This window comes from Curtobacterium sp. NPDC086286, assembly GCF_044746255.1.
Classification (GTDB): Bacteria; Actinomycetota; Actinomycetes; order Actinomycetales; family Microbacteriaceae; genus Curtobacterium.
Map to the genome: position 1 here is coordinate 333,525 of NZ_JBIVBW010000001.1, position 21,284 is coordinate 354,808.

The following is a 21,284-nucleotide window of genomic DNA, read 5'->3' on the forward strand; positions in this document are numbered from 1 at the left end:
TACCCCGGGTCGAGCGGGCTCAGCCGTCGACCGGCTCGGCGGACCGTGCAGCCCGGACGACCTGCCAGACCGCGACGGCGACGACGGCGGCCCCAGCCGCCCCGGCGATCCACGATCCGGCGACCCCGAGCACGGGTTCGGTCTCGCAGGAGCTCGTGCCCTGGCCGGGTGCGGCATCGGAGCAGCTGGTCACCTGGACCAGGACCAACCACAGCACCGTCACGGCCACGATGACGGCGACCGTGCTCCACCCCACCACTCGCTCCACGACCCGCTCCGTCCCCGACGTCATCAGTGACGACCAGGCTCGCACGGTCCGGGCGGCCCGTCGGTCTCGATCGTGCAACAGGACGCGGCCGTCGAGCCGTCAGTCGCCGTCCCACCACCGCAGCACGCGCGTGCCCACGAGCGTGAGCCAGCGGGACGGCTCGCCGGCCGGCACGTCCACCTCGAACCACTGCCGGCCCGGCGGGCGGACGCCCTGGAGCCACCGTCCGTCAGCACCACGGGCAGCGCGGACCACCTCGATCGCCTCAGCGGTGCGGGGGTCCGGCGCCGCCTCGTCCCGGAGCGCCGCGGCCCGGAGGTGGTCGGTCGCGCGGAGCACGCTGTACCGCCAGCGGAACGGGTACGCGAACTCCGTGGCCCAGGGGCCGACGAGCGCGCCGTCGGACTTCCGGTGGAGCAGTCGTCGGTCGAGGAGGTAGTCGGCGGCTCGGTGGCGGGCGTCCCGGAGCTCGGCCGCGCGGGGATGCCGTCCGTCGGTCAGGACCTCGTGCTGCAGGAGCCCCTCGAGCACGTTGAGGGTCGAGTGGAACGACGAGACCGTGGAGCCCTCGACCCACTCGCAGTTCCACCCGCCGTCGGGCTGCTGGTGTTCGAGCACCCAGTCGGCGATGCCGTCGACGTCGGCGCCGAGCCACGCGCCGTTCGCGAGGGTGAAGGCGTTGATGCAGCAGTCGACCTCGCCGCCCCAGTACGGCAGGTCGTCGTACTCCCATCGGCTGTTCGCGTCGAGTCGTGCGGCGGTGTCGCCGAGGACCGCGGCGTCCAGGCCCCACTCGCGCAGGGCGTTGAGCGACCAGGTCGTCGCGGTGTACGGCTGCCCGGGTCCCTCGGGCTCGGGTTCGGCGGGGAAGTACGCGCCGCCTGCCCACTGTCCGTCGGGGTCCTGGTGGGCGAGGAGTGCGGCGCCGAGGCCCTCGGTCGCGACCCGGGCACGCGTGGCCTGCCAGGTCGGTGCCGGCGCGCCGACGAGGTCCCGTTCCACCTGCCACCGCAGGGCCGGGTCCGAGTCGAGGAGCCAGTCGACCACCGTGTCGTCCATGGCGCGGACACTACGCCGACCACGGCGCGCGGGCGCCTGCGCGCGGCCGGGTCCGCACAACGGGAGTCGATCGGAGCCGTGCGTTCCCGTGGTTCGCGCGCACTTCGGTTGTGCGCCACCGCGCCGAACCGCGCCAGCGCCGCGCCGGGCGCCAGGCCCGCCGCGCCCCCGCGTCAGCCGACGGAGCGGTACGACGCCCCGTCGTCCGTCCGCACGAGCACGCCGAGGTCCACCGCGTCCCGCCGCACGATCGCGACGTCCTCGGCGAACATGGCGATCGCGGCGTTGAGCACCGGCTCGGGGACCGGCCTGCCCGTGCCGAGCCGCTCGAACACGAGCTCCACGATGCGCACGGAGAGCGGATGGCGCTGGTCGTCCGGCACCGGCATCCGGGCGATCCGGTCGAACTCGAGCAGCGCCGCCGGCCCCTGCAGCCGCTGCAGCTCCTGCGCCGTCCGCCCGAGGAGCGCCGTGTCGGGTCCGTCGTCGCCGACCCAGTCGAAGGCCGCGACGGCAGCAGTCGTCCGCTCGTCGAGGGCTGCGCCGCCGACGATCGCGGACCGGAGCGACGGGCTCGCCAGCACCGCGACGGCCTGGCGAGCCCGTGCGACCGACTCGCGGAGGGGCATCAGAAGTACGTGATGCCGTGCGGCGTCCGCGGCGGGGTCAGCATCGCCCGCAGGAGTGCCGGCGCCGCCGGGTCCGCCGCGCGGAGGAGCCCGGCCGCCGCGAGCGTCGTCGGCGACACCGACCCGATGAGCAACGCACCGAGGTCCGCGACGTCGAGCTGGAGGTCGGACCCGGCCGCGTCGGCGTCGTCGGCGGTCTTCGTCACGGTGCCCCGCGCCTCCTGGACGTCCAGCCGGTACGTGCCGGAGGCGAACCCGAGCGCATCCGTCACGGCGAGCGTCAGCGAACCGTCGACGGCGTACGGACGCGACGCGAGCACCCGCTCGACGTCGAGGACGCGCAGCCAGACGTGGTCCTCCTCGTGGTCGACGTCGTACGCGCGGTTGTCGCCGAGCGCGGCGACGATCGGGTCGTCGAGCCGCGACCGGTTGTACGTGACGACGTCGTTGAGGTCGATCGAGAGCAGGAACTCCCAGAGCGACAGGTAGGCGTCGTCGGTCGCGTAGACCAGGTCGACGACCTCGAGCGTGGTGTCGCCGTCGCGGCTCTCCTTGACGCGCCAGGTCACGTAGCCGTCGAGCTCGTCGGAGCCGTCCGGGCGGTGCACGGCTGCGCGGACGTCCTTCGCCTTCTCACCGTCACCGTTGCGCAGCCCGAACACGACGGGCCAGGTGCCGGCGTTGCGCACCATGGAGCCCGGCGTCCGCGCGTTGAACCGGTCGAAGACGGCACGGCCGGGGCCGCCGGCGAGCCACTCGGGCGTGACGACGCTGACGACACCGGTGGTCGGTGCGAGGAGCGGGAGCGCACGCTCGCGGCGGACCCGGACGGCCCGCTCGCGGATCGCGCTGCCGAAGCCGAAGCGGCGGTAGATGGTGCCCTCGGACGCGGTCAGCGAGGCCATGGCGTAGCCCTCGGCGACACCGCGCGCGAGGGCGTGCGTCATCATCGCGCGGAGGATCCCGCGGCGGCGCTCGGTCGGTCGGACGGTCACGGCGGAGATCGCCTGGGTGTCGATCGACGAACCGTCGCCCCAGCTCAGCTCCTTGCCGAACCAGGCGAAGGTACCGGCCGGCCAGGTCTCGTCGACGGAGCCCGGTGCGGGTCGGCGGACGTACGCGCCGAGCCAGGTCTCGTCGTCCTCGATGAAGTGCGCGACCATGCGCGCGGCCGCCTCGTCGCCGGGGTGCGGTTCGTGGAACCCGAGTCCGACGGCCTGCATCCAGGCCTCGGTCTCGGCGTTCGGTGCCCCCTGCTCGTCCGTCCCGGGCGCGAAGGCGCGCAGCTCGTAGCGGTCGTCGAATGCCTCGTTGCTCACGTTCCCGACCCTATCGGGGTCCGGTGACGGAACGACAGGCGCGACGAGCGGGCCAGGAGGCGCGGGTCGTCCCCGGCACGCGCCGCCCGCGGGCGTCGGTCACGCCGTCGCGCGTCGGCTCACCTCGCGGTGCGGCGGGACGCCGATCGGGGCGGGTTCTTCCGGAGGTGCTCGCTGATCCGCCCGAGGATCCGGTCGAGCTCCGCGGCGTCCTCGTCCGTGATCGGTGCGAACAGCAGCCCGTGCACCGTGCCGATGTGCCCGGGGAACACCGCCGCGAGGACGGCTCGCCCGTCGTCGGTCAGCGACACCACGGTGCTGCGCTCGTCGTCCGGCGAGGGGCCGCGCGTGACGAGTCCGCGCTGCTCGAGCAACTGCGCCTGGTAGGTCAGCCCACTGCGGCTGTAGACCACCCCGTCGGCGAGGTCCGTCATCCGCAGGTGCCCGTCGGGGGAGTCCCCGAGTCGTGCCAGCAGCTGGAACTGCACGTACGACAACCCGCCCACGTCCTTGAGCTGCTGCTCGACCGAGGGGCGCAGGAGCGCACTGACCTCGGTGAACGACAGGTAGGCGCGCAGCTGCGTCGGCGTCAGGGACGAGGGGGTTTCGGACATGATCCGATCCTACCTGTTGCTTCGAGTTCGAAGCAGTGCTACGGTTCCATCAATCGCTTCGATTTCGAAGCAAATGACGGAGGAGTCATCATGAAGGCAGTGCAGTTCCACGAGGTCGGCGGTCCCGAGGTCCTCACCTACGGCGACGTCGACCAGCCCACCCCCGGCCCGGGCGAGGTCCTCGTCCGGGTCACGGCATCGGCGTACAACGCGGCGGACAACGGCATGCGCGCCGGCTTCCTGCCCATCCCGGTCGCCCTGCCCCACGTCCCCGGGTACGACGTCTCCGGCACGGTCGCGTCCCTCGGGGACGACGTCACGGACCTGGCGGTCGGCGACGCGGTGATCGGCTTCCTGCCGATGGAACGCGACGGCGGAGCGGCCGAGTACGTCGTCGCTCCGGCGGACGCGCTCGTCGCCGCCCCGACGAGCATCCCGCTGGCGGACGCGGCTGCGCTGCCGTCGGTGGCGCTCACGGCGTGGCAGGCGCTCTTCGACGACGGTCGGCTCGAGGCCGGGCAGCGCGTGCTCGTCGTCGGCGCGGGCGGTGTGGTCGGGAAGTACGCGATCCAGCTCGCGAAGCGCGCCGGTGTCGAGGTCGTCGCCACGGCCAGCCCGCGCAGCGCCGATGCTGTCCGTGCCGCCGGTGCCGACCAGGTCGTCGACCACACCACGACCGACGTGCTGCAGGCGGTCGACGGGCAGGTCGACCTCCTGCTCAACCTCGCCCCGATCGAGCCGGAGCAGTTCGCCTCGTTCGTGGCCGCCGTCCGCGACGGGGGCGCGGTCGTGAGCACGACGGCGTTCATGGCGACCCCGGGGGACGAGTCCCGCGGGGTCCGTGCTGCGACGGTGTTCGTGCTCCGGAACCGCGAACGGCTGGCCGAACTCGTCCGGCTCGTCGACGCCGGGGAGCTCACGGTCGAGGTGACGCGGCGCATCCCGCTGACCGAGCTGCAGGCGCTGCACACCGAGGGCGCCGCCGGACGGATCGCCGGCAAGGTCGTCGTCCTCGTCTGAGCGACCAGCGACCCGGTGGGGGGATCGTGACCCACCACCGGGCCGGGCGCGTCAGGGGGAGCCGCGCCGCGCCTCCTGGGCCACCACCTCGTCGAGGTCCGCCAGCTTCCGCATCTGCTGGAGCGGACGGGCCATCCGGTTGTTGTCCCGCAGGGCGGGCTCCGTCCGCGCGAGGAAGGCCCAGTAGCCGGCGGTGAACGGGCAGGCGTCCTCGCCGAGCCGCTTCGTCGGGTCGTAGCGGCACCCGCCGCAGTGGTCCGACATCCGATCGATGTACCGACCACCGGACGCGTACGGCTTCGTCGCGACCATCCCGCCGTCAGCGTGCTGGGACATCCCGATGATGTTCGCGGGCATCACCCAGTCGGTCCCGTCGACGAACACGTCCGTGAACCACTCGGTGAGGTGCACGGGGTCGTACCCGCGCTGCAGCGCCCAGTTGCCGAGCACCATGAGCCGCTGGATGTGGTGCAGCCAGCCGTGGTCGTGCAGGCCCTCGATCGCGGTGCCGAGGCAGGCGGCCTCGACCCGGGACGCGTCGAGCTCCCGCCACCACCGGGGGAGCCGCTCGTGCGCTCCGAGGGCGTTCTCCGACGCCCCGTAGTCGTCGCCGAACCACCAGTAGAGGTGCCAGACGTAGTCGCGCCACCCGGCGATCTGCCGGACGAACCCCTCGACGCTCGCGAGCGGGGCGTCGTCGTCGCGGTGGGCCACGAGTGCCGCCTCGATCGCATCGCGCGGGTCGAGGACACCGAGGTTCATCGGGACGCTGAGCAGCGAGTGCGCCATGGTCCAGTCGTTCGTGAGCGTGGCGTCCTCGAACGGGCCGAAGTCGTTCAGCCGGGTGCGCACGAAGTCGTCGAGGGCGATCTGGGCCTCGTCGGGCGTGACCGCGAAGCGCCGGCGGTCGTCCGCACCGACGAAGCGGGCGATGCCGTCCCGCTCCCAGCGGTCCAGGTCACGTCGGACCTCCTCGTCGACCTCGTCCTCCTCGGGCCACCACGGCTCCGGGAGTCCGAGCGTGGTCGCACCCTTCGGCGGCGACTCCCGGTTCTGCTCGTCGAGGCTGAACTTCCCGCCGACGGGCGCGTCCGAGCGCATCAGCCAGCCCTCGCGACGGCGGACCCGCTCGTAGAACGTCTCCATCCGGAAGCGGCCGGTGCCCTGCGCGGCCCACTCGGCGAACTCGTCCTCGTCGGTCACGAAGCCGCGGCTCGGCAGCACCTCGGTGCCCCTGCCCCAGTGCCGCACCTGTGCGCGGAGCGTCCGCGACGGCGGGTCGACGACCTCGAGGTCGTCCCGGCCGACCAGCGCCTGCCGGAGCGTGTCGACCTGCACGTGCTCGACGCGGTCGCCCTCGCCCCGGTCGCGGAGGTCGCGGACCAGGTGCCGGAGCGCACTCAGCCACAGGTGCGCCTTCGCACGGTGCACGGGACGCGCGGTGAAGAACTCGCGGGCCTCGACCACGAGGAGCGGGCCGCCGTCGTCGAAGTCCGGGCCGTACTGTCCCGGCAGGATGAGGCGCCGGCGCCGCTCGGAGCGTCGGTCGGCCGGGGCGGTGCGCGCGTCCGTCATGCGGCGGACGGTACGCGAGCACGCGGGTGCGGGCCCGGGACGTCCCCCGACTCCACGGCGGTTCCGCGGGCGCGCCCTCCTGTGTAGGGTGGCGGACATGCAGTGCCGCTGAACCCGCTTCCGACTCCCTCCAGTGCCCCGTCGGGGCCGTCGAAAGGTTCAGCATGCCCGCATCCACCCTGCCCCTCGCCGGCAAGACCGCCCTCGTCACCGGTGTCTCACGACGCCGTGGCATCGGGTTCGCCGTCGCGTCGAAGCTCGCCGACCTCGGCGCGAGCATCGTCGTGCACCACCACCGCCCGCACGACCTCGACCTGCCGTGGGGCGGCGACGACCTCGACGCCGTCCGCGACGGACTGCGCGCACACCTCACCGAGGGCGCCCGGTTCGCGGACGTCCCCGGCGACCTGTCCGATCCCTCCGTGATCCCGGAGCTGATCGACACCGCGACGGCGCTCACCGGCCGCCTCGACGTCCTCGTGTGCAACCACGCCAAGAGCGGGGACGACGGCAGCATCCTCGACATGACGCCGGAGCGGCTCACCGCCTTCTGGGAGGTCAACACCCGCGCGACGATGCTGCTGACCGCCGAGTTCGCCCGGCGCCGCGCACCACGGACGGACGAGCCACGACGGCCGGGCGACCGGATCGTGGGGACCGGCCCGTACGCCGAGGCAGAGGGGCACGTGTTCTGGATGACCTCGGGGCAGATCCACGGGGCGATGATCGGCGAGGTCGCGTACGCCGCGAGCAAGGCCGCGCTCGCCGGGGTGACCGCCACGGTCGCGAAGGAGCTGCTCGAGCTCGGCATCGTGCTGAACACCGTCAACCCCGGGCCGGTGAACACGGGCTACATGGACCCGGAGACCACGGACCGGTCGCTCGACGGCCTCGACGAGTACCTGGCGAGCACGCCGTTCGGTCGTGTCGGGACGCCGCAGGACCCGGCCGAGCTCATCGGGTGGCTCGCGACGGCCTCGGGCAGTTGGGTCGTCGGGCAGGTCCTCACGTCGGACGGCGGCTTCAGTCTGTGACGTGGCCACGGTCCTGACCCGGCCACGGTCCTGACGTGGCCACGGTCGGACGGGAGGCGCGGTGCGGGCCGGCACCGCGCCTCCCGTCCGACGGCGGGTCCTGTCCACCGCGACGGGTCGCTGTCCACCGCGACTGGTCGCATCCACCGCGACGGCGCGGGCGGACGCGTGGTGACGCCGCGTGGTCGTGCTGTGGTCAGTCGGTCGCGCCGCGCGGGGGATCGACCAGCAGCCCGACGCGGTCCGCCAGGTACGCCTCGAGCGGGACGGCAGCACCCGCGGTGGGGGACCAGCGGACGAAGGAGCTCCCGTCCTCGACGAACAGCACGCCGTCCGAGCCGACGAGCGACCCGTCGACCGGGATCGGCGTCGCGCCGTGGTTCACGGTGTCCCCGGGCTCGAAGTGCCCCTTCTGCGCGGCTGCCCGGTAGGCCCGACGGACCTCGGCGGAGACGGACACGAACTGCGACCGCCCGGGTTCGGTGACGCGCGTGATCCGTCCGGTCGCCCAGACCCGGCCGTCGGTCTCGGGGGAGGACCCGAGCAGCAGCGCGCCGACCCGCCACACCCGGCCGAGCGATCGGATGGTGGGCTCGCGCCGGATGCCGAGCACGGCCTTCGGCTCGACGTACTCGCCGAGGGCCTCGTCCGGGACGTCGGCGTCGCGGAGCCGTCGCGCGGCGCCGTCGAGCAGCGCCCTCGCCCGTTCCACGCCGTCCGTCACGTCACCCGAGCGTAGCCCGGTGGGCGCCGCGACCGCGTGGCCCCCGTCCGTCGGCGTCGCCCGCGGCGCGTCGGCGACGCACGGCCGACACGGTGCCGATCGTGACCATCACCGCGCCGTACGCCAGCAGGACCCCGGCGATCGCGGGCACGAGCCACGAGCGCGACCCGTTGACGAGCTGGTTCACCAGGCCGATGTCCGGCAGGCTGTACCAGACGACGCCGCGCACCTGGGCGGCCGTCACCGGTGCGGGATCGGCGAGCGCGTTGTTGTCGCCCTTGAGCGTGAACGTCCGGGACCCGTCCGACGACGACGCGACCGAGACCACCCGGTGGCTGATGACCGCCGGCTGCCCGGAGGTGATCTGGTAGGTCACGACGTCGCCGATGCGGATGTCCTCGACGGGCGTCGGCCGGACGACGAGGAGCGTGCCGGGCGGCAGCGTCGGGTCCATCGACTGCGTGAGCACGGTGAGCGGCGTGGACCCGGTCGCCTTCGGCACGACGATGAGCACGACGGCGAGCCCGGCGACGATGACGAGCAGCCCCGTGCTCAGCCCGAGCGCGAGGGCGTGGACGACCGCACGCCAGCCGGTGCGCGGCGGGCGCCGGGCGCGCCGGGCAGCGCCGTCGGTGGCCGCGCTCATGCGCCGCACCGGACGGCCGCCCCGTCGTTCTGGGTGAAGAGGGTGATCTGCCCGGTCCCGACCACGGTGCTCGTGGGGTTGCCCGCGCTGTCGAGGATCTTCACGGTGATCAGCACCGGGCCGCTCGTGGCGACGCTCGCGGGGATCTGGCTCGGCGCGATGGTGAAGCGGCCGTAGTAGTCCTGCTGCTTCGGGGCGACCATCGTGGACGCGTCGCGCCCGGCGTAGGCGCCGTACCAGGTGTCCTTCGGACGGGACGAGGTGGCCCAGGCGACCTCGACGTAGTTGCCGCTGTGGTCCGTGCACGTGAGGGCGGGCGTGGCGGCGGAGGTGTTCAGGTAGAAGCCGCCGGACACGACGCCCGAGCTCCACGTGCCGGCCGTCACCGTGAGGTTCACGTTCACGTTCGCGGTGCTCGACGCCGGCGCGGACGAGGACGGCGTGCTGCGGGTGCACCAGACGGCGCTCGCCCCGGCGGCGAGCTTCGTGGTCAGGCTCGGCAGCGACGCCCAGGTGCCGGAGACGGAGCCGGTGCCGACCGAGGTCGACGCCGTGCAGGCCGCGGTCCCGGTCACGGGCCACGCGACGACGCTCACGGCCTGTGCGAGGGCGGTCGAGCTGCCGGACACGACGGAGACGGTGGTGGTGGCGGTGCCGGCGAGCGACCCCGCGTTGGTCAGGGTGAGCGGCTTCGTCGTGCTCGTCACGCTCGAGGAGAACGTGGTCGTCATGTCGCTCGTGCCGGTCAGGGACGCCCCGGTCTTCCCGATGGTCACGCTCGACGCGGTCGTCCCGGTCGCGCTCCAGAGCGCCCACGCGGCGGACGACCCGCCGACGACGAACGCCAGCGCGAGCAGCCCGGCGAGCACGGTGCGGAGTCGGCGGCTCATGCGCTGACCTGCGTCCCGGTCACGGTCAGGGTGAAGTCGGTGACGGCCCCGGCGACGGTCTGCGGTGCGTCGGCGTCGAGGTCCATCTCGACGCACCCGACCGCGCTCGCGCCGGCCGCGAGGGTGAACGAGCCGCTGCCGGTGTCGAAGGCGGCGAGCCGTCCGCTCGCGCCGGACAGGCCGGTGCGGCAGTCGGCGGTGCTGCCGACCACCGCGAGGCGCAGGGTCAGCTCACCGAGCACCGCAGTCGGGGTCGCGTTCGTGGCGTAGGCGACGTTCGTCGAGGTGGTGGCGACCCGCATGGTGAGCGGGATCGAGCCGGTGTTGCGGACCGTGAACGTGCCGGTGACGCCGCCGCCAGGACCGAGGACGGACGTGTTCATCGCGGAGAGCGGGCCGGTGGTGATGGTGGCGGTCGCGGACCGCACCGTCGAGGCAGAGGTGCTGGCGGTGCCGTTCCAGAGCGCGTAGGTGCCGCCCGTGCCGAGCAGCGCCGTCACGACCGCGACGACCAGGGCGAGGGCAGTGGGCCAGATCCACCGGTGACGACGCGGCGCCGCGTGGCGTCCGCTCGTCCTCGGTGTGCTGGTCATGTCCGTCCCCTGGTCGTCGTGGTGGTGTGCACCGCCGTCCGGCGGTGCGGGTGGGCCAGGAGGCGCGTGGTCGCGATCGGCGGATCAGGGACCCATCGAGACCACGGGCTCCACGGCCCGGGTTGCTTCCGCGGGTCAGGAACCGATCGCGGTCTGGGTCAGCGTGAACGCGAGCGCGCCGACGTTGAGCGTGCCGCCCTGGCCCGTGGTGGCCGACGACGGCAGGGTGATCGTGAAGACGACCTTGACGGTCGAGGTCGCGGCGGAGGGGGAGACCACGAAGGTGTTCGCGTTCGCGGTCGACTGCACGACCGAGGCGCTCGACGAGGTCACCGCGAGGGTCTTCGTCGTCGCGGCGAGCAGGGCGCTGTCACCGGTGATGCTCTGGCTCGCGTAGGTCAGGTTCGCCTTGAGGTCCTGGCCGGTGGCACCGATCGTCAGGGTCTGCGTGAACTGGTACGAGTTGCCCGGCACCATGAGGGCGCTCGCCGGGTTGATCGTCGCGGAGCGGCCGTTCGTGATGTCCGTCCAGACGCCGTCGTTGTTCGCGCTGAGGGTCAGCGATCCCGAGCTCACCGAGGAGGCCGCGGTGCTGGCGCTGGCGTTCCACAGGGCGAAGGTGCCCGCGCCGCCGAGGAGGAGGGCGACACCGGCGGCGCCGGCGATGGCACCGGTCACGATCTTGTGCATGGGGGGTCCGTTCTGCGCGTTCGGGCGCGCTGCGACCATCGGCAGTGCCGACGGGACGATGTCATCGACCCGTGGTTCGTGCGGGTCGCGGCTGACCTGTGCCGGAGAGCTGTCGCCGGGCTCCGCGACGTGATACGTCTCGGGCGGGCTGGACTCGCTCTGGTGTCGACGCTACCGGTCCCCCAAAGTGCGGACAAGTGGGAACATGCGTCTGAATGGACCCAGTACAGGGGTCATTTTCGTCCCCGAGAGTGCCGACACGGTTTGTACCCCGATCGGTCTCGGTCGTGCAAGGAATGCCGACCGCCCCCGTACCGTTGCACCGTCCGGAAACGAGGAGGGCCCATGGGCATCGTGCGGTGGCTGTTCGACGCGCAGCTCGTCATCGGCGACCAGACCGTGCTCTGGCGCGAGGTGATCGGCAACGTGTTCGGCCTGCTCAGCGCCCTCGGTGGGATGCGCCGCAAGGTGTGGGCCTGGCCGGTCGGCATCGTCGGCAACGCCCTGCTCTTCACGGTCTTCATGGGAGCGCTCTTCGACACCCCCAACCCGGTGAACCTGCTCGGTCAGGCCGGACGCCAGGTGATGTTCATCATCGTGAGCGTCTACGGCTGGTACCGCTGGACGCACCGTCCCGACGACGCGACGACCGTGATCGAGCCGCGCTGGGCCTCCTGGAAGGCTCGTGGACTGATGGTCCTCGTCATGGTGGGCGGCACCGCCGTCCTGACCCCGGTGTTCCGCGCCCTCGGCTCGTACGAGCCGGTGTGGAGCGACGCCTGGATCTTCGTCGGCTCGCTGCTCGCGACCTACGGCATGGCCAAGGGCTGGGTGGAGTTCTGGCTGATCTGGGTCGCGGTCGACCTCGTCGGTGTGCCGCTCCTGTTCTCGGCCGGGTACTACGCCTCCGGGCTCATGTACGTGTTCTACGGCGTCTTCACCCTGACCGGGTTCTTCGTCTGGATGCGCCAGCGCACGAAGCCCTCGGCGGCCCCGGTCACGGTCGGCTGACCGAGGCCCCCGCTCTGGGACGAGACAAACCCTCGGGAACAGTGTGTGATGGTCGGATGGCACACCACCACGACGCGGCCTTCGAGGACGAACAGTCCCTGGCCGAACGGATCGTCCGCGCCGCGATCCGCGCCTACCGACTGCACCCGTTCGACAGCGTCGACGCCGAGGTGGTCGCCGAGGTCGCCGGCATCGAGGTGACCACGGTGGAGCGGCTCTTCCCGACGTGGGACGCGCTGCTGCTCGTGACCTACGACCGGTGGACGCAGCTGCGCGGGACGCGTCGGAGGAACCCGCCGACGTGCACGATCGAGCACGTCCGGATGACCCTCGCCGAGGACGTCGCCGACCCCGGCCTCGTGCGGGTGCTCGCCGGCGCCATCACGATCGCGGCGGCCGACACCGGCTTCGCCGAGCTCTTCCGCAAGCGCTTCGAGGAGTACGCCGAGCAGCTCTCGTCCGGGCTCGAGCGCGACGTCGAGTCCGGGTCCGAGCGCCTGGCGATCCCCGCGTACCAGGCCGCGACGCAGCTGCTCGCGGTGTACGAGGGGCTGCAGATCCAGATGCTCGTGCGCCCGCACATCGACGTGCTCGTGGAGTTCGACCGTGCCGTCCGCACCCTCCGTCAGGGGTGGCGCGAACGCGAGGTGCGGGCGTGGGACCTCGACGAGGTCGTCCTCACCAGCTAGCCCGTCGGGCCGGTCAGGCCGGTCAGGCCCGCGACCGACGCCGCCACGACACGATCTGCCGGAGCGTCACCTTCGAGCCGTACTGCGCGACGGAGTGCCGGAACAGGTACTCGGCGAACCACAGCAGCACGGCCGCGACCACGAACACCTCGACGATGCAGACCACCGACTCGGTGACGGTGAGCGACCCGACCGCGTTCCGGACCATCGCGGTGATCGGTGTGAACGTCGGGAAGTACGTGAAGAACGACGCCACCGGTGAGGTCGGCGTCGTCATCACGAAGAACGCCGCGTAGAGCGGGATGATCAGCGAGAAGATCGCCACCGACTGCAGCGCCGAGGCGTCCTTGATCGAGGGCACAGCGGCCCCGACCGCGACGAACAGCGCCGACGCCAGCAGGACCCCGCCGACGAGGAGCAGCGCACCGACCACCATCCGCCAGGGGTCGATGGTCAGCCCGCCCAGCCGTGACGCCACGAGGGGGAGCGCGGCGAGCAGCCCGATCAGCCCCGGGACGACGAACACCCCGACCTGGACGAACCCGACGAGCAGCATCGCGATGACCTTGCCGCGGATGAGGTCGCCGGCCGTGACGGTCGTGAGGATCATCTCGGAGATGCGGTTCTCCTTCTCCTCGACCACCACCGTGACCATGCGGGTGGCGAGCAGGATGACGAGCCCGAAGAACGCGGCGACGTAGAGGAACGGCGGCACGATCGACAACCAGCCCGGCGCCACCCGGCCGTCCGCGTAGGTCGTCAGGTCGGTGTCCGGCGGGTTCCGGAGGAGTTCGACGGACTCCGGGTCGTCGACGGTCGCGGCGACGCTCTGCTCGAGGACCCGCTCCGCCAGCGAGGAGTACCCGCCGTTCCCGAAGAGCCCGCGGTCGGCCGCCTCGACCCGGATCGGCGACGTCGACGGCGACTCGGGGAAGGTGATGAACGCGTCGAGGGTCCCGGAGCGCACCGCGGCCCGGTCGGCGGCGGGGTCGGTCGACGGCGACCCGCCCCACTTCGCGGCGATGCTCTCGGACACCAGGCCGGAGTCGTCCACGTACCGGAAGGGCGTCTTCGTCGCGGACGAGCTCGACACCACCGAGTCGGTCCCGGCGGACTGCCCGACCCCGACGAGGAGCGACACCACGACGATGACGACCGGCAGCGCCAGCGTGCCGATCCAGAACGCGGGCTTCTTCACCGCACGCACGAACTCGAACCGGATGACGGTCCCGAGGCGGCTCACGCGGCGGCTCCGGCCCGTGCGGTGTCGGCGGCCGCGTCGGCTCCGGCGTCGTGGCCGTACACCTGGACGAAGATCTCGTCGAGCGGGATGCGCCGCATCTCGAACCCGGTGACGTGCACGCCGGCCGAGACGAGCGACGCGAGGATGTCCGACCCGTCGGCCGCGGCCGCGGGCATCGGCACGAGGTAGGCGACGTGCCCCTCGTGCCGGGCGAGGCGGTACAGCGGCGACGGCGGCACCGGCCCGTCGAGGCCGACCCGGGCGACCGCGCCGCCGAAGGCGTCCTGCACGTCCGGGATGGTGCCGTACGCGGCCGCGGTGCCGTCCTTCAGGAGCAGGATGCGGTCGCAGAGGCGCTCGACCTCGTCCATGTGGTGGGTGACGAGGACGACCGTGGCACCGTCGGCCTTCCGCTCGTCGACGAGGTCGAGCAGCAACCGACGGTTGACCGGGTCGAGGCCCTTCGTCGGCTCGTCGAGGATGAGCAGGCGGGGCCGGTCCATGATCGTGATGCCGAGCTGGACCTTCTGCTGCTGGCCGCCGGAGAGCTTGTCCACCCGGAGCTTCGCCCGGTCCGCCAGGCCGACGCGGGCGAGGTAGTCCATGCTCCACGCCGTCGCCTCGGGCCCGCGCAGGCCGCGGAGCCGCCCGAAGTACGTCATCACGTCGATGACCGACTCCTTGCGGTACAGGCCGCGTTCCTCGGGCAGGTAGCCGATCCCGCCGGTGGCCGGTCGGTAGGGCTGCCCGTCGATCGTGAGGGTGCCGGCGGTCGGGGTGGTGATGCCGAGCAGCGCACGGATGGTCGTGGTCTTGCCCGAGCCGTTGCTGCCGAGCAGGCCGAAGGTCTCGCCGGGGGCGATGTCGAACGACAGCCCGTCGACCACGTTCCGGTCCCCGAACCGCATCACGAAGTCCTGCACGCTGATGGTCGCCCCGCTCATGCCGCGACCCTACCGGCAGCGCCTGACGGCGCTCGGGCGTGACCGCCTGACGGACTGGAGGCGCGGTGCCTGCCCGCACCGCGCCTCTCGTCCGTCACCTGGTCGCGTCCACGACGCGCACCTTCCGTCAGGAACGCAACCAGGCCGTCCCCACACCCGACAGTGCGCCGTCTGCCACCGGCGCGGAGGCGAGCAGCAGCTCGCCTGCGGGGAGGTCGTACGGCTCGTCGCCGAACACCGTCACGCTCGTCCAGCCGTTCGGCCGACGGAACGCGAGCACGTCGTCGCGGCCGGTCTCGAGCCACTCGAGGTGTTCCTCGGACTGCAGCTGGCCGCGCAGGCCGAGCGCCTTCCGGTACAGGTTCAGCGTCGAGTCGGGGTCGGCGTCCTCGGCCTCGACCGACACATCGGCGAACCATGCCGGCTGCGGCAGGTGCGCACCGCCGTCGCCGAACCCGAAGCTCCTGCCGTTCCGGGTCCAGGGGAGCGGCACGCGGCAGCCGTCACGGCCGACGTCGACGCCCGGGTTCCGGAAGAACGCCGGGTCCTGGCGGTCGGCTTCGGGGATGTCGCCGACCTCCTGCAGGCCGAGCTCCTCGCCCTGGTAGAGGTAGGCCGAGCCGGGCAGCGCGAGTTCGAGCAGCGTCGCCGCGGTGGCACGGCGGAGCCCGAGCGAGCGGTCGAGCGCGTCCTGCGAGCCGCCGGCGAGCAGCCAGGCGCTGCCCTGCTTCTCCTCGGCGCCGTTGCGTGCCGGCAGGGCGTAGCGGGTGGCGTGCCGGACGACGTCGTGGTTCGAGAAGACCCACGTGGTCGACGAGCCGGACTCCTCGGCGAGCCCGAGGTTGAACTCGATGATGCTCCGGAACTGCCCGGCGTCGAAGTCGGCCTCGAGCAGGTCGAAGTTGAACGCCTGCCCGAGCCCCTCGGCGCTGGCGTACCGGGCGCGGCGATCGGCGGCGACCCACGCCTCGGCGACGGCCGTGCGTGCGGGCGTGTACTCGTCGAAGACCTTCCGCCACTCGGCGTAGATCTCGTGGACGTCGTCGCGGTCCCAGAGGATGTGCGAGCCGTCCTTCGGCGACGCGAGGACCTCGGCCCACGTCGGGAGCGGTCCCGACGGCAGGTCCTTCGCCAGGCCGTGCGCGACGTCGATGCGGAACCCGTCCACACCGCGGTCGGACCAGAAGCGGAGGGTGTGCAGGAAGTCGTCGCGGACCTCGCGGTTCGCCCAGTTGAGGTCGGGCTGTTCCTTCGCGAAGTTGTGCAGGTACCACTGGCCGTCACCGACCGCGGTCCAGGCCGGGCCGCCGAAGATCGACACCCAGTCGGCGGGCGCTTCCGCCCCGTCGGGACCGGACCCGTCACGGAAGACGTACCGGTCGCGGGCGGGGGAGCCCTTCTCCGCTGCGAGCGCCTCGCGGAACCACTCGTGCCGGTCGCTCGTGTGGTTCGGGACGACGTCGACGATCACGCGGATCCCGGCACCGTGCAGCGCCGCGACCATCTCGTCGAAGTCCTCGAGCGTGCCGAGGCGCGGGTCGACGTCACGGTAGTCGTCCACGTCGTAGCCGCCGTCGGCGAGGGCGGACGGGTAGAACGGGCTGAGCCAGACGGCCTCGATCCCGAGGGACGCCAGGTACGGCACCTTCGCGGTGACACCGGGCAGGTCGCCGATGCCGTCGCCGTTCGCGTCGGCGAAGGACCGCGGGTAGATCTGGTAGACGCTGGCCTGGCGCCACCAGGTGCTGCTCCCGTCCTCGGTCGCGGGTGCGGCGGCGGTCTCGACGACGTCGGTCATGGTGGGGGGTCCTCTCGGTTGCGGAGTCGGTGGTCGTCACTTGATCGCGCCCTGCGTGACCCCGGCCATCACCCAGCGCTGCGTGAACAGGTAGACGATGATCGCCGGCGCCATCGCCATCAGGTACGAGGCGAACGACACGTTGTAGTTGTTGCTGAACTGCGTCTGGAACATCTGCTGCAGCACCGGCAGGGTCTGCAGCGCCGGGTTCGAGGTGATCAGCGACGGCATCACGAAGTCGTTCCAGGACGCGAGGAACGCGAAGATGCCGACGGTGGCGCTCATCGGTGCCAGCAGCGGGAACACGAGTCGCCAGAACACCTGCCCCGTGCTCGCACCGTCGATGCGGGCACTCTCCTCCAGTTCGGCCGGGATCGACCGCAGGAACGCGGTGAAGAGCAGCACGCTGAACGACAGCTGGAACATGACGTGCAGGATCGCGACGCCGAACGGGTTGTCGAGGTGCGCCAGGCCGGTGAGCTTCACCTGCGACAGGGCGAGCACCGGGAACGGCAGGAACATCGCGGCGAGCAGGTAGAAGAACGACCAGCGGAAGAGCCTGCGGTCCCAGTTCCGGGCGATCGCGTACGCCGTGAACGAGGCGAGCAGGATCGTGCCGACGACGGTGATCGCGGCGACGAGCACCGAGACGCCGAACGCGCGCGGGAAGTCCGTCAGCTGCCAGGCCTGCACGAAGCCGTCGACGCTGAACGGCGCCGGGAGGGAGAACGCGTTGCCGTCGACCGCCTGGCTCGTCGTCTTGAACGCCATCGTGATCGTCACGTACAGCGGGACGAGGACGGACAGGGTGCAGAGGACGAGGACGACCGTGACCGGCCAGTTGAAGCGCTCGCCACGACGGCCGGCGTTCCGATCGGCGTCGACGGAGCGGATGGTGCCGGTCGCGGTGGTCCCCGGCTGGAGGGGTGCCTGGATGGTCATCAGAGCGCTGCCTTCCCGCGGGTCGCCCGCAGCTGGATCACGGCGATGACGACCGCGATGACGAAGAAGATCGTGGCGTTCGCCATCTGGTAGGCGTAGTCGCCGCCGTTGAAGCCCTTGAAGATCGACATCGCCACGCTGGTGGTCGAGGTGCCGGGGCCGCCGTCGGTGAGACCGACGATGATGTCGTACGAGTTCAGGAAGTTCTTGAACCCGATCACGAGGTTGATGAGGATGTAGCCCGCCGTGAGCGGTGCCGTGATCGACACGAGCTGCCGCCAGGCGCTCGCGCCGTCGAGCGCCGACGCCTCGTACACCTCGGCCGGGATCGAGAGCACGCCGGCGATGTAGATGAGCAGTGTCGACGGGATCGCCTGCCACGCGGTGACGACCACGATCGCGACCCAGGCCAGGTCCGGGTTCGCGAGGATGCTCTGCTCGAGCGGCGCGAAGCCGAGCGTGGTCGCGAGCGCCGGCAGGCTGTTCGCGAACAGGAACGAGAACACGTAGGCGATGACGATGCCCGAGATCACCATCGGCAGCACGAACACGGCTCGGAGGGTGATCTTGCCGCGGATCTTCGAGGTCAGGGCGATGGCGAGCAGGAACGCGACCGCGTTCACGACGAGGACCGTGACGAGCGAGAACCCGATCGTGAACAGGTACGCCTGCAGGATCGCCGGGTCGCTGAACACGGCGACGTAGTTCGTCAGGCCGATGAACCGGAAGTCGCCGAAGCCGACGGAGTCGGTGAAGCTCAGCACGATGCCCATCACGGCGGGGAGCGTGATCGCCAGGGTGAAGAGCAGGAGGGTGGGGATCAGGAAGACCAGGAAGAGCGGGTCGGTCCGGCTGCGCTTCGTGCGCAGTCCGGCTCCGCCCCGTCGTCCGGACTGGAGGCGCGGTGCGGCTCCGCCCCGTCGGCGGCTGCCCGCCGTCGTGACGGATTCTGTGGTCGTGGTGGCCAAGGTCGTCTCCTTACGCGGCCGTACGGAGCGCGAGACGCGCCCAGTCGCCGTCGAGGGTGCGGAGTTGGGGAGCGGGGGCACCGCCGAAGGCGATGGACTGCAGGTAGTTCGCCACCGGGATCTCGGCGGGGATGAGCTGCGAGGCGCCCAGGGAGAACTTCGCCTGGTCGTACGAGTCCTGCATGCCGCGGAGCGCGGGGTTCGATGCGGGTGGCGAGTCCTTCCGGACGCCGAAACCGTTGTTGTCGGCGTTGTACTTGTCGTTCACGGCGGGGCTCATCAGGAACGATAGGAACTCGCGCGCCGCCTCCTTCTTGCGGGACGCCTCCGGGATCCAGAGGCCGAGGTCGACGTTCACGCGCACCTTGTTGTCGGCGGCGTCGTCGGTCGCCGGGAACGGGAACGTGCCGAGGTCGATGTCCTTGTTCGACTTCGCGATCTCACCGAGCGCCCACGGCCCCTGCAGGTACATCGCGGCCTTCCCCTGCGCGAACGCGAGGTTGCCGTCGCCGTACCCGCGGCTCGCCGCGCCCTTCTGGTGCCACTGCAGGAGGTCCACCATGCGGTCGACGGGGGCGGCGAAGTCCTTCTCGAACGAGACGCTCGAGCTCTTGCCCACCTTCGTGCCCTCGCGGTCGAGTGCCGCAAAGGTCTGCTGCAGGTCGAGCATCCCGCCCACCGAGTAGTCGAACATGCCCTGGGCGATCGTCCAGTTGTCCTTGTAGGTGCCGTACATCGGCGTGATGCCGGCCTTGGTGAGTCGTTCGCAGACGTCGCGGAACTCGCTCCACGTGGTCGGCACGTCGATGCCCTGGTCGGCGAAGATCTGCTTGTTGTAGATCACCGACGCCGCGGTCACCGAGTACGGCAGCACGCTCGTCCGACCCGGGTAGTCCGCGGTCTGCTTCATGAGCGGCCACAGGTCGGGGTTGATCGTGTCCTTCTCCGGCAGGTCCGACAGGTCGGAGAGGGCGCCGTGCTCGACGAACGAGACCATCGCGTAGTTGTAGTTCAGGCAGCCGAGGTCCGGCGGTCGGTTCCGGACGAAGTTGGCGGACATGTTGGACGTCGAGTCGCGGATGACGCGGATCCTCGACTGGCTGTCGTGGAACTTCGCGATGACCTCGTCGAAGTAGCCGATGACCTCGGGCTTCGACACGTAGAACGTGATCGTCTCGGGGCGGCTGCTCGAGGAACCGAGCGGGGCGCACCCGGCGAGGGCCAGGCCCGCTCCGATGCCGCCCGCCCCGAGCAGGAACCCGCGGCGGCTGAGCGCGGCGGCGTTCCTGGTGGTGGCGTGTGTCTGCACGTCGTCTCCGTCCGTCCGGACCCGGCGTCCCTGCCGTTCCGGTTCGCGGTCCGGCTCCACTGCCGCCCGCAGAACTAAATCTAGCGACAAAATCTAATTCTGCAAGGAACTGTTTCCGCGGTAGTGTGCGGGCATGCCGCCGCCCCGTGGAACGAGCGCAGAGACGCTGCTCGCGTACGCCTTCTCCGTGCGCGCGTTCACCGCGACCGAGGCGATCGACACGACCCGCCTGACCCGTTCTACCGTCCTCGCCGCGTGCGAGGAGCTCGTCCGCCTCGGTTGGGTCCGCGAACTCGACGACGCCCGGGCCGCGGGGGAGTACCGCATCGGCCGACCGGCGCGCCGGTACGAGCTCGACACCGCCGGCGGCGTGGTCGTCGGCATCGACGCCGGGCAGCACCGGGTGACCGTGCTCGTCGCCGATCTGCGCGGCACCGTGCTCGGCCGTGCCGAGGGGGCCCTCGGCGACTCCGGTCTCGACGTCCCGGTCCGGCTCGGGGTCGTCGGCGAGACCGTCGCCGCCGCACTGCTCGACGCCGGGGTCGACCCGCTGCGGGTGCTCGTCTCCGTCGTCGGCATCCCCGCGCCCGTGGACGCCGGCGGCGCGTCGCCCGGCGACGGCGGGTTCTGGGACCGGATGAACCCGGGCTTCGCCGACGCCGTCCCGGGGCACCGGGTCGTGGTCGAGAACGACGCCAACCTCGCCGCGCTCGCCGAACGGCCCTCCTCGGGCGACGCCTCGTTCGCAGCCCTGCTCTCCGGCGAGCGGTTCGGCAGCGGACTCGTCGTCGACGGGGTCCTGCTCCGGGGTGCCCACGGCGGCGCGGGGGAGATGCGCGTGCTCGACCTCGTCGAGGGCGTCGGGTCGTCCGACGGCATCGGTGCCACCGCCCGCCGGCTCGTCGCCGAAGCGCTCGCCGCGGGAGACGTCCCGCCGGACAGCCCCCTCGCCGCGGACGCCGACGCCTCCGTTCTGTTCCGCGCGGCGCACGACGGCGACCCGGTCGCCCTCGGCATCGTCGACCGCCTGGGGGACCGGTTGGCCCGCGTCTGCGTCCTGCTCGTCAGCCTGCTCGACATCGACCGCGTGGTCGTCGCGGGGGCCATCGCCGAGCCCGCCGGTGCCGTGATCGACCGGGCCCGGGCCTGGCTCGACGGCGCGGGGTTCGACCCGGTCCCCGAGATCGTCGCGTCGACGCTGGGCGCCGACGTCGTCGTGCTCGGTGCGGTCGCGCACGCGGTCGACGCGGTCCGGGCGGCGCCGTTGTCCTTCGCCCTCACGACACGCCCGGCTGTCCCCGCACTGTGACGATCGGACC

General features: G+C 71.9%; 22 protein-coding genes. 5 read left to right on the forward strand and 17 right to left on the reverse strand.

The features are described from left to right. Positions 1-19 precede the first annotated feature (19 nt). From ACIPKM_RS01635 to ACIPKM_RS01655, 5 genes are all read right to left on the reverse strand, one after another. On the reverse strand, positions 20-268 hold the full coding sequence (locus ACIPKM_RS01635; protein ID WP_402736025.1) for a hypothetical protein: 249 nt from the start codon (positions 266-268) through the stop codon (positions 20-22). A 99-nt stretch (positions 269-367) separates the two neighbouring features. Next, complete coding sequence (locus tag ACIPKM_RS01640) at positions 368-1,327, reverse strand: prenyltransferase/squalene oxidase repeat-containing protein (protein ID WP_402736026.1); 960 nt, start codon at positions 1,325-1,327, stop codon at positions 368-370. Between the two features lie 173 nt (positions 1,328-1,500). Then, positions 1,501-1,956 (reverse strand): DUF2087 domain-containing protein, encoded by a 456-nt coding sequence (locus ACIPKM_RS01645; RefSeq protein WP_402736027.1) that lies wholly within the window; start codon positions 1,954-1,956, stop codon positions 1,501-1,503. Further along, positions 1,956-3,275 (reverse strand): GNAT family N-acetyltransferase, encoded by a 1,320-nt coding sequence (locus tag ACIPKM_RS01650; protein WP_402736028.1) that lies wholly within the window; start codon positions 3,273-3,275, stop codon positions 1,956-1,958. The genes ACIPKM_RS01645 and ACIPKM_RS01650 overlap by 1 nt, the downstream gene beginning before the upstream one ends. 119 nt (positions 3,276-3,394) lie before the next feature. Next, the gene (locus ACIPKM_RS01655) at positions 3,395-3,889 is read right to left on the reverse strand and encodes a MarR family winged helix-turn-helix transcriptional regulator (protein WP_402736029.1); all 495 of its coding nucleotides are present in this window, start codon (positions 3,887-3,889) and stop codon (positions 3,395-3,397) included. Positions 3,890-3,979: 90 nt separating this feature from the next. Here ACIPKM_RS01655 and ACIPKM_RS01660 point away from each other — a divergent pair, with 90 nt between their 5' ends. Next, positions 3,980-4,909: an NADP-dependent oxidoreductase gene (locus ACIPKM_RS01660; protein WP_402736030.1), complete on the forward strand. Its 930-nt coding sequence runs from the start codon at positions 3,980-3,982 to the stop codon at positions 4,907-4,909. Between the two features lie 51 nt (positions 4,910-4,960). Here the strand turns inward: ACIPKM_RS01660 and ACIPKM_RS01665 are convergent, their stop codons facing one another. Next, a complete protein-coding gene (locus ACIPKM_RS01665) occupies positions 4,961-6,484 on the reverse strand; it encodes a cryptochrome/photolyase family protein (RefSeq protein WP_402736031.1) in 1,524 nt (507 codons plus the stop codon). A gap of 164 nt (positions 6,485-6,648) precedes the next feature. Between ACIPKM_RS01665 and ACIPKM_RS01670 the strand changes: the two genes are divergently transcribed. Further along, positions 6,649-7,518 carry an SDR family oxidoreductase gene (locus ACIPKM_RS01670; RefSeq protein ID WP_402736032.1) on the forward strand — a complete coding sequence of 290 codons (870 nt, stop codon included), beginning with the start codon at positions 6,649-6,651 and terminating at the stop codon, positions 7,516-7,518. Positions 7,519-7,714: 196 nt separating this feature from the next. Here ACIPKM_RS01670 and ACIPKM_RS01675 read toward each other — a convergent pair whose 3' ends face one another. The 5 genes from ACIPKM_RS01675 to ACIPKM_RS01695 form a co-directional block, all read right to left on the reverse strand. Next, positions 7,715-8,242 (reverse strand): hypothetical protein, encoded by a 528-nt coding sequence (locus tag ACIPKM_RS01675; protein ID WP_402736033.1) that lies wholly within the window; start codon positions 8,240-8,242, stop codon positions 7,715-7,717. Position 8,243: 1 nt separating this feature from the next. Continuing rightward, positions 8,244-8,888: a signal peptidase I gene (locus tag ACIPKM_RS01680; protein ID WP_092386607.1), complete on the reverse strand. Its 645-nt coding sequence runs from the start codon at positions 8,886-8,888 to the stop codon at positions 8,244-8,246. Continuing rightward, positions 8,885-9,778: a hypothetical protein gene (locus ACIPKM_RS01685; protein WP_071295597.1), complete on the reverse strand. Its 894-nt coding sequence runs from the start codon at positions 9,776-9,778 to the stop codon at positions 8,885-8,887. Before ACIPKM_RS01685 ends, ACIPKM_RS01680 begins: the two co-directional genes overlap by 4 nt. Next, positions 9,775-10,371 carry a TasA family protein gene (locus ACIPKM_RS01690; RefSeq protein WP_071302732.1) on the reverse strand — a complete coding sequence of 199 codons (597 nt, stop codon included), beginning with the start codon at positions 10,369-10,371 and terminating at the stop codon, positions 9,775-9,777. Before ACIPKM_RS01690 ends, ACIPKM_RS01685 begins: the two co-directional genes overlap by 4 nt. A gap of 135 nt (positions 10,372-10,506) precedes the next feature. Continuing rightward, complete coding sequence (locus ACIPKM_RS01695) at positions 10,507-11,061, reverse strand: alternate-type signal peptide domain-containing protein (protein ID WP_070419449.1); 555 nt, start codon at positions 11,059-11,061, stop codon at positions 10,507-10,509. Positions 11,062-11,406: 345 nt separating this feature from the next. Between ACIPKM_RS01695 and pnuC the strand changes: the two genes are divergently transcribed. Both pnuC and ACIPKM_RS01705 read left to right on the forward strand, forming a co-directional pair. Further along, positions 11,407-12,072, forward strand: a complete 666-nt coding sequence (gene pnuC, locus ACIPKM_RS01700) for a nicotinamide riboside transporter PnuC (RefSeq protein ID WP_070418223.1) — start codon at positions 11,407-11,409, stop codon at positions 12,070-12,072. A gap of 56 nt (positions 12,073-12,128) precedes the next feature. Next, a complete protein-coding gene (locus ACIPKM_RS01705; RefSeq protein ID WP_070418224.1) occupies positions 12,129-12,761 on the forward strand; it encodes a TetR/AcrR family transcriptional regulator in 633 nt (210 codons plus the stop codon). Positions 12,762-12,783: 22 nt separating this feature from the next. Here the strand turns inward: ACIPKM_RS01705 and ACIPKM_RS01710 are convergent, their stop codons facing one another. From ACIPKM_RS01710 to ACIPKM_RS01735, 6 genes are all read right to left on the reverse strand, one after another. Beyond that, positions 12,784-14,004 carry an ABC transporter permease gene (locus ACIPKM_RS01710; protein WP_402736034.1) on the reverse strand — a complete coding sequence of 407 codons (1,221 nt, stop codon included), beginning with the start codon at positions 14,002-14,004 and terminating at the stop codon, positions 12,784-12,786. Further along, positions 14,001-14,948, reverse strand: coding sequence for an ABC transporter ATP-binding protein (locus ACIPKM_RS01715; protein WP_070418226.1), 948 nt, complete (start codon positions 14,946-14,948; stop codon positions 14,001-14,003). Before ACIPKM_RS01715 ends, ACIPKM_RS01710 begins: the two co-directional genes overlap by 4 nt. Positions 14,949-15,075: 127 nt before the next feature. Further along, complete coding sequence (locus tag ACIPKM_RS01720) at positions 15,076-16,746, reverse strand: glycoside hydrolase family 13 protein (protein WP_092386155.1); 1,671 nt, start codon at positions 16,744-16,746, stop codon at positions 15,076-15,078. A 36-nt stretch (positions 16,747-16,782) separates the two neighbouring features. Beyond that, positions 16,783-17,688, reverse strand: a complete 906-nt coding sequence (locus ACIPKM_RS01725) for a carbohydrate ABC transporter permease (RefSeq protein ID WP_070418228.1) — start codon at positions 17,686-17,688, stop codon at positions 16,783-16,785. Then, positions 17,688-18,656, reverse strand: coding sequence for a carbohydrate ABC transporter permease (locus ACIPKM_RS01730; RefSeq protein WP_402736035.1), 969 nt, complete (start codon positions 18,654-18,656; stop codon positions 17,688-17,690). The genes ACIPKM_RS01725 and ACIPKM_RS01730 overlap by 1 nt, the downstream gene beginning before the upstream one ends. Positions 18,657-18,666: 10 nt before the next feature. After that, complete coding sequence (locus tag ACIPKM_RS01735) at positions 18,667-19,965, reverse strand: extracellular solute-binding protein (protein WP_309886280.1); 1,299 nt, start codon at positions 19,963-19,965, stop codon at positions 18,667-18,669. A gap of 133 nt (positions 19,966-20,098) precedes the next feature. Between ACIPKM_RS01735 and ACIPKM_RS01740 the strand changes: the two genes are divergently transcribed. Next, positions 20,099-21,274 (forward strand): ROK family protein, encoded by a 1,176-nt coding sequence (locus ACIPKM_RS01740; RefSeq protein WP_402736036.1) that lies wholly within the window; start codon positions 20,099-20,101, stop codon positions 21,272-21,274. The last annotated feature ends 10 nt before the right edge of the window (positions 21,275-21,284 follow it).

Coding starts and splice junctions, on each gene's coding strand:
- ACIPKM_RS01705 (WP_070418224.1), top strand. CDS start 12,129: ATGGCACACCACCACGACGCGGCCTTCGAGGACGAACAGTCCCTGGCC.
- ACIPKM_RS01660 (WP_402736030.1), top strand. CDS start 3,980: ATGAAGGCAGTGCAGTTCCACGAGGTCGGCGGTCCCGAGGTCCTCACC.
- ACIPKM_RS01645 (WP_402736027.1), bottom strand. CDS start 1,956: ATGCCCCTCCGCGAGTCGGTCGCACGGGCTCGCCAGGCCGTCGCGGTG.
- ACIPKM_RS01640 (WP_402736026.1), bottom strand. CDS start 1,327: ATGGACGACACGGTGGTCGACTGGCTCCTCGACTCGGACCCGGCCCTG.
- ACIPKM_RS01690 (WP_071302732.1), bottom strand. CDS start 10,371: ATGACCAGCACACCGAGGACGAGCGGACGCCACGCGGCGCCGCGTCGT.
- ACIPKM_RS01655 (WP_402736029.1), bottom strand. CDS start 3,889: ATGTCCGAAACCCCCTCGTCCCTGACGCCGACGCAGCTGCGCGCCTAC.
- ACIPKM_RS01715 (WP_070418226.1), bottom strand. CDS start 14,948: ATGAGCGGGGCGACCATCAGCGTGCAGGACTTCGTGATGCGGTTCGGG.
- ACIPKM_RS01670 (WP_402736032.1), top strand. CDS start 6,649: ATGCCCGCATCCACCCTGCCCCTCGCCGGCAAGACCGCCCTCGTCACC.
- pnuC (WP_070418223.1), top strand. CDS start 11,407: ATGGGCATCGTGCGGTGGCTGTTCGACGCGCAGCTCGTCATCGGCGAC.
- ACIPKM_RS01680 (WP_092386607.1), bottom strand. CDS start 8,888: ATGAGCGCGGCCACCGACGGCGCTGCCCGGCGCGCCCGGCGCCCGCCG.
- ACIPKM_RS01695 (WP_070419449.1), bottom strand. CDS start 11,061: ATGCACAAGATCGTGACCGGTGCCATCGCCGGCGCCGCCGGTGTCGCC.
- ACIPKM_RS01685 (WP_071295597.1), bottom strand. CDS start 9,778: ATGAGCCGCCGACTCCGCACCGTGCTCGCCGGGCTGCTCGCGCTGGCG.
- ACIPKM_RS01720 (WP_092386155.1), bottom strand. CDS start 16,746: ATGACCGACGTCGTCGAGACCGCCGCCGCACCCGCGACCGAGGACGGG.
- ACIPKM_RS01665 (WP_402736031.1), bottom strand. CDS start 6,484: ATGACGGACGCGCGCACCGCCCCGGCCGACCGACGCTCCGAGCGGCGC.
- ACIPKM_RS01740 (WP_402736036.1), top strand. CDS start 20,099: ATGCCGCCGCCCCGTGGAACGAGCGCAGAGACGCTGCTCGCGTACGCC.
- ACIPKM_RS01725 (WP_070418228.1), bottom strand. CDS start 17,688: ATGACCATCCAGGCACCCCTCCAGCCGGGGACCACCGCGACCGGCACC.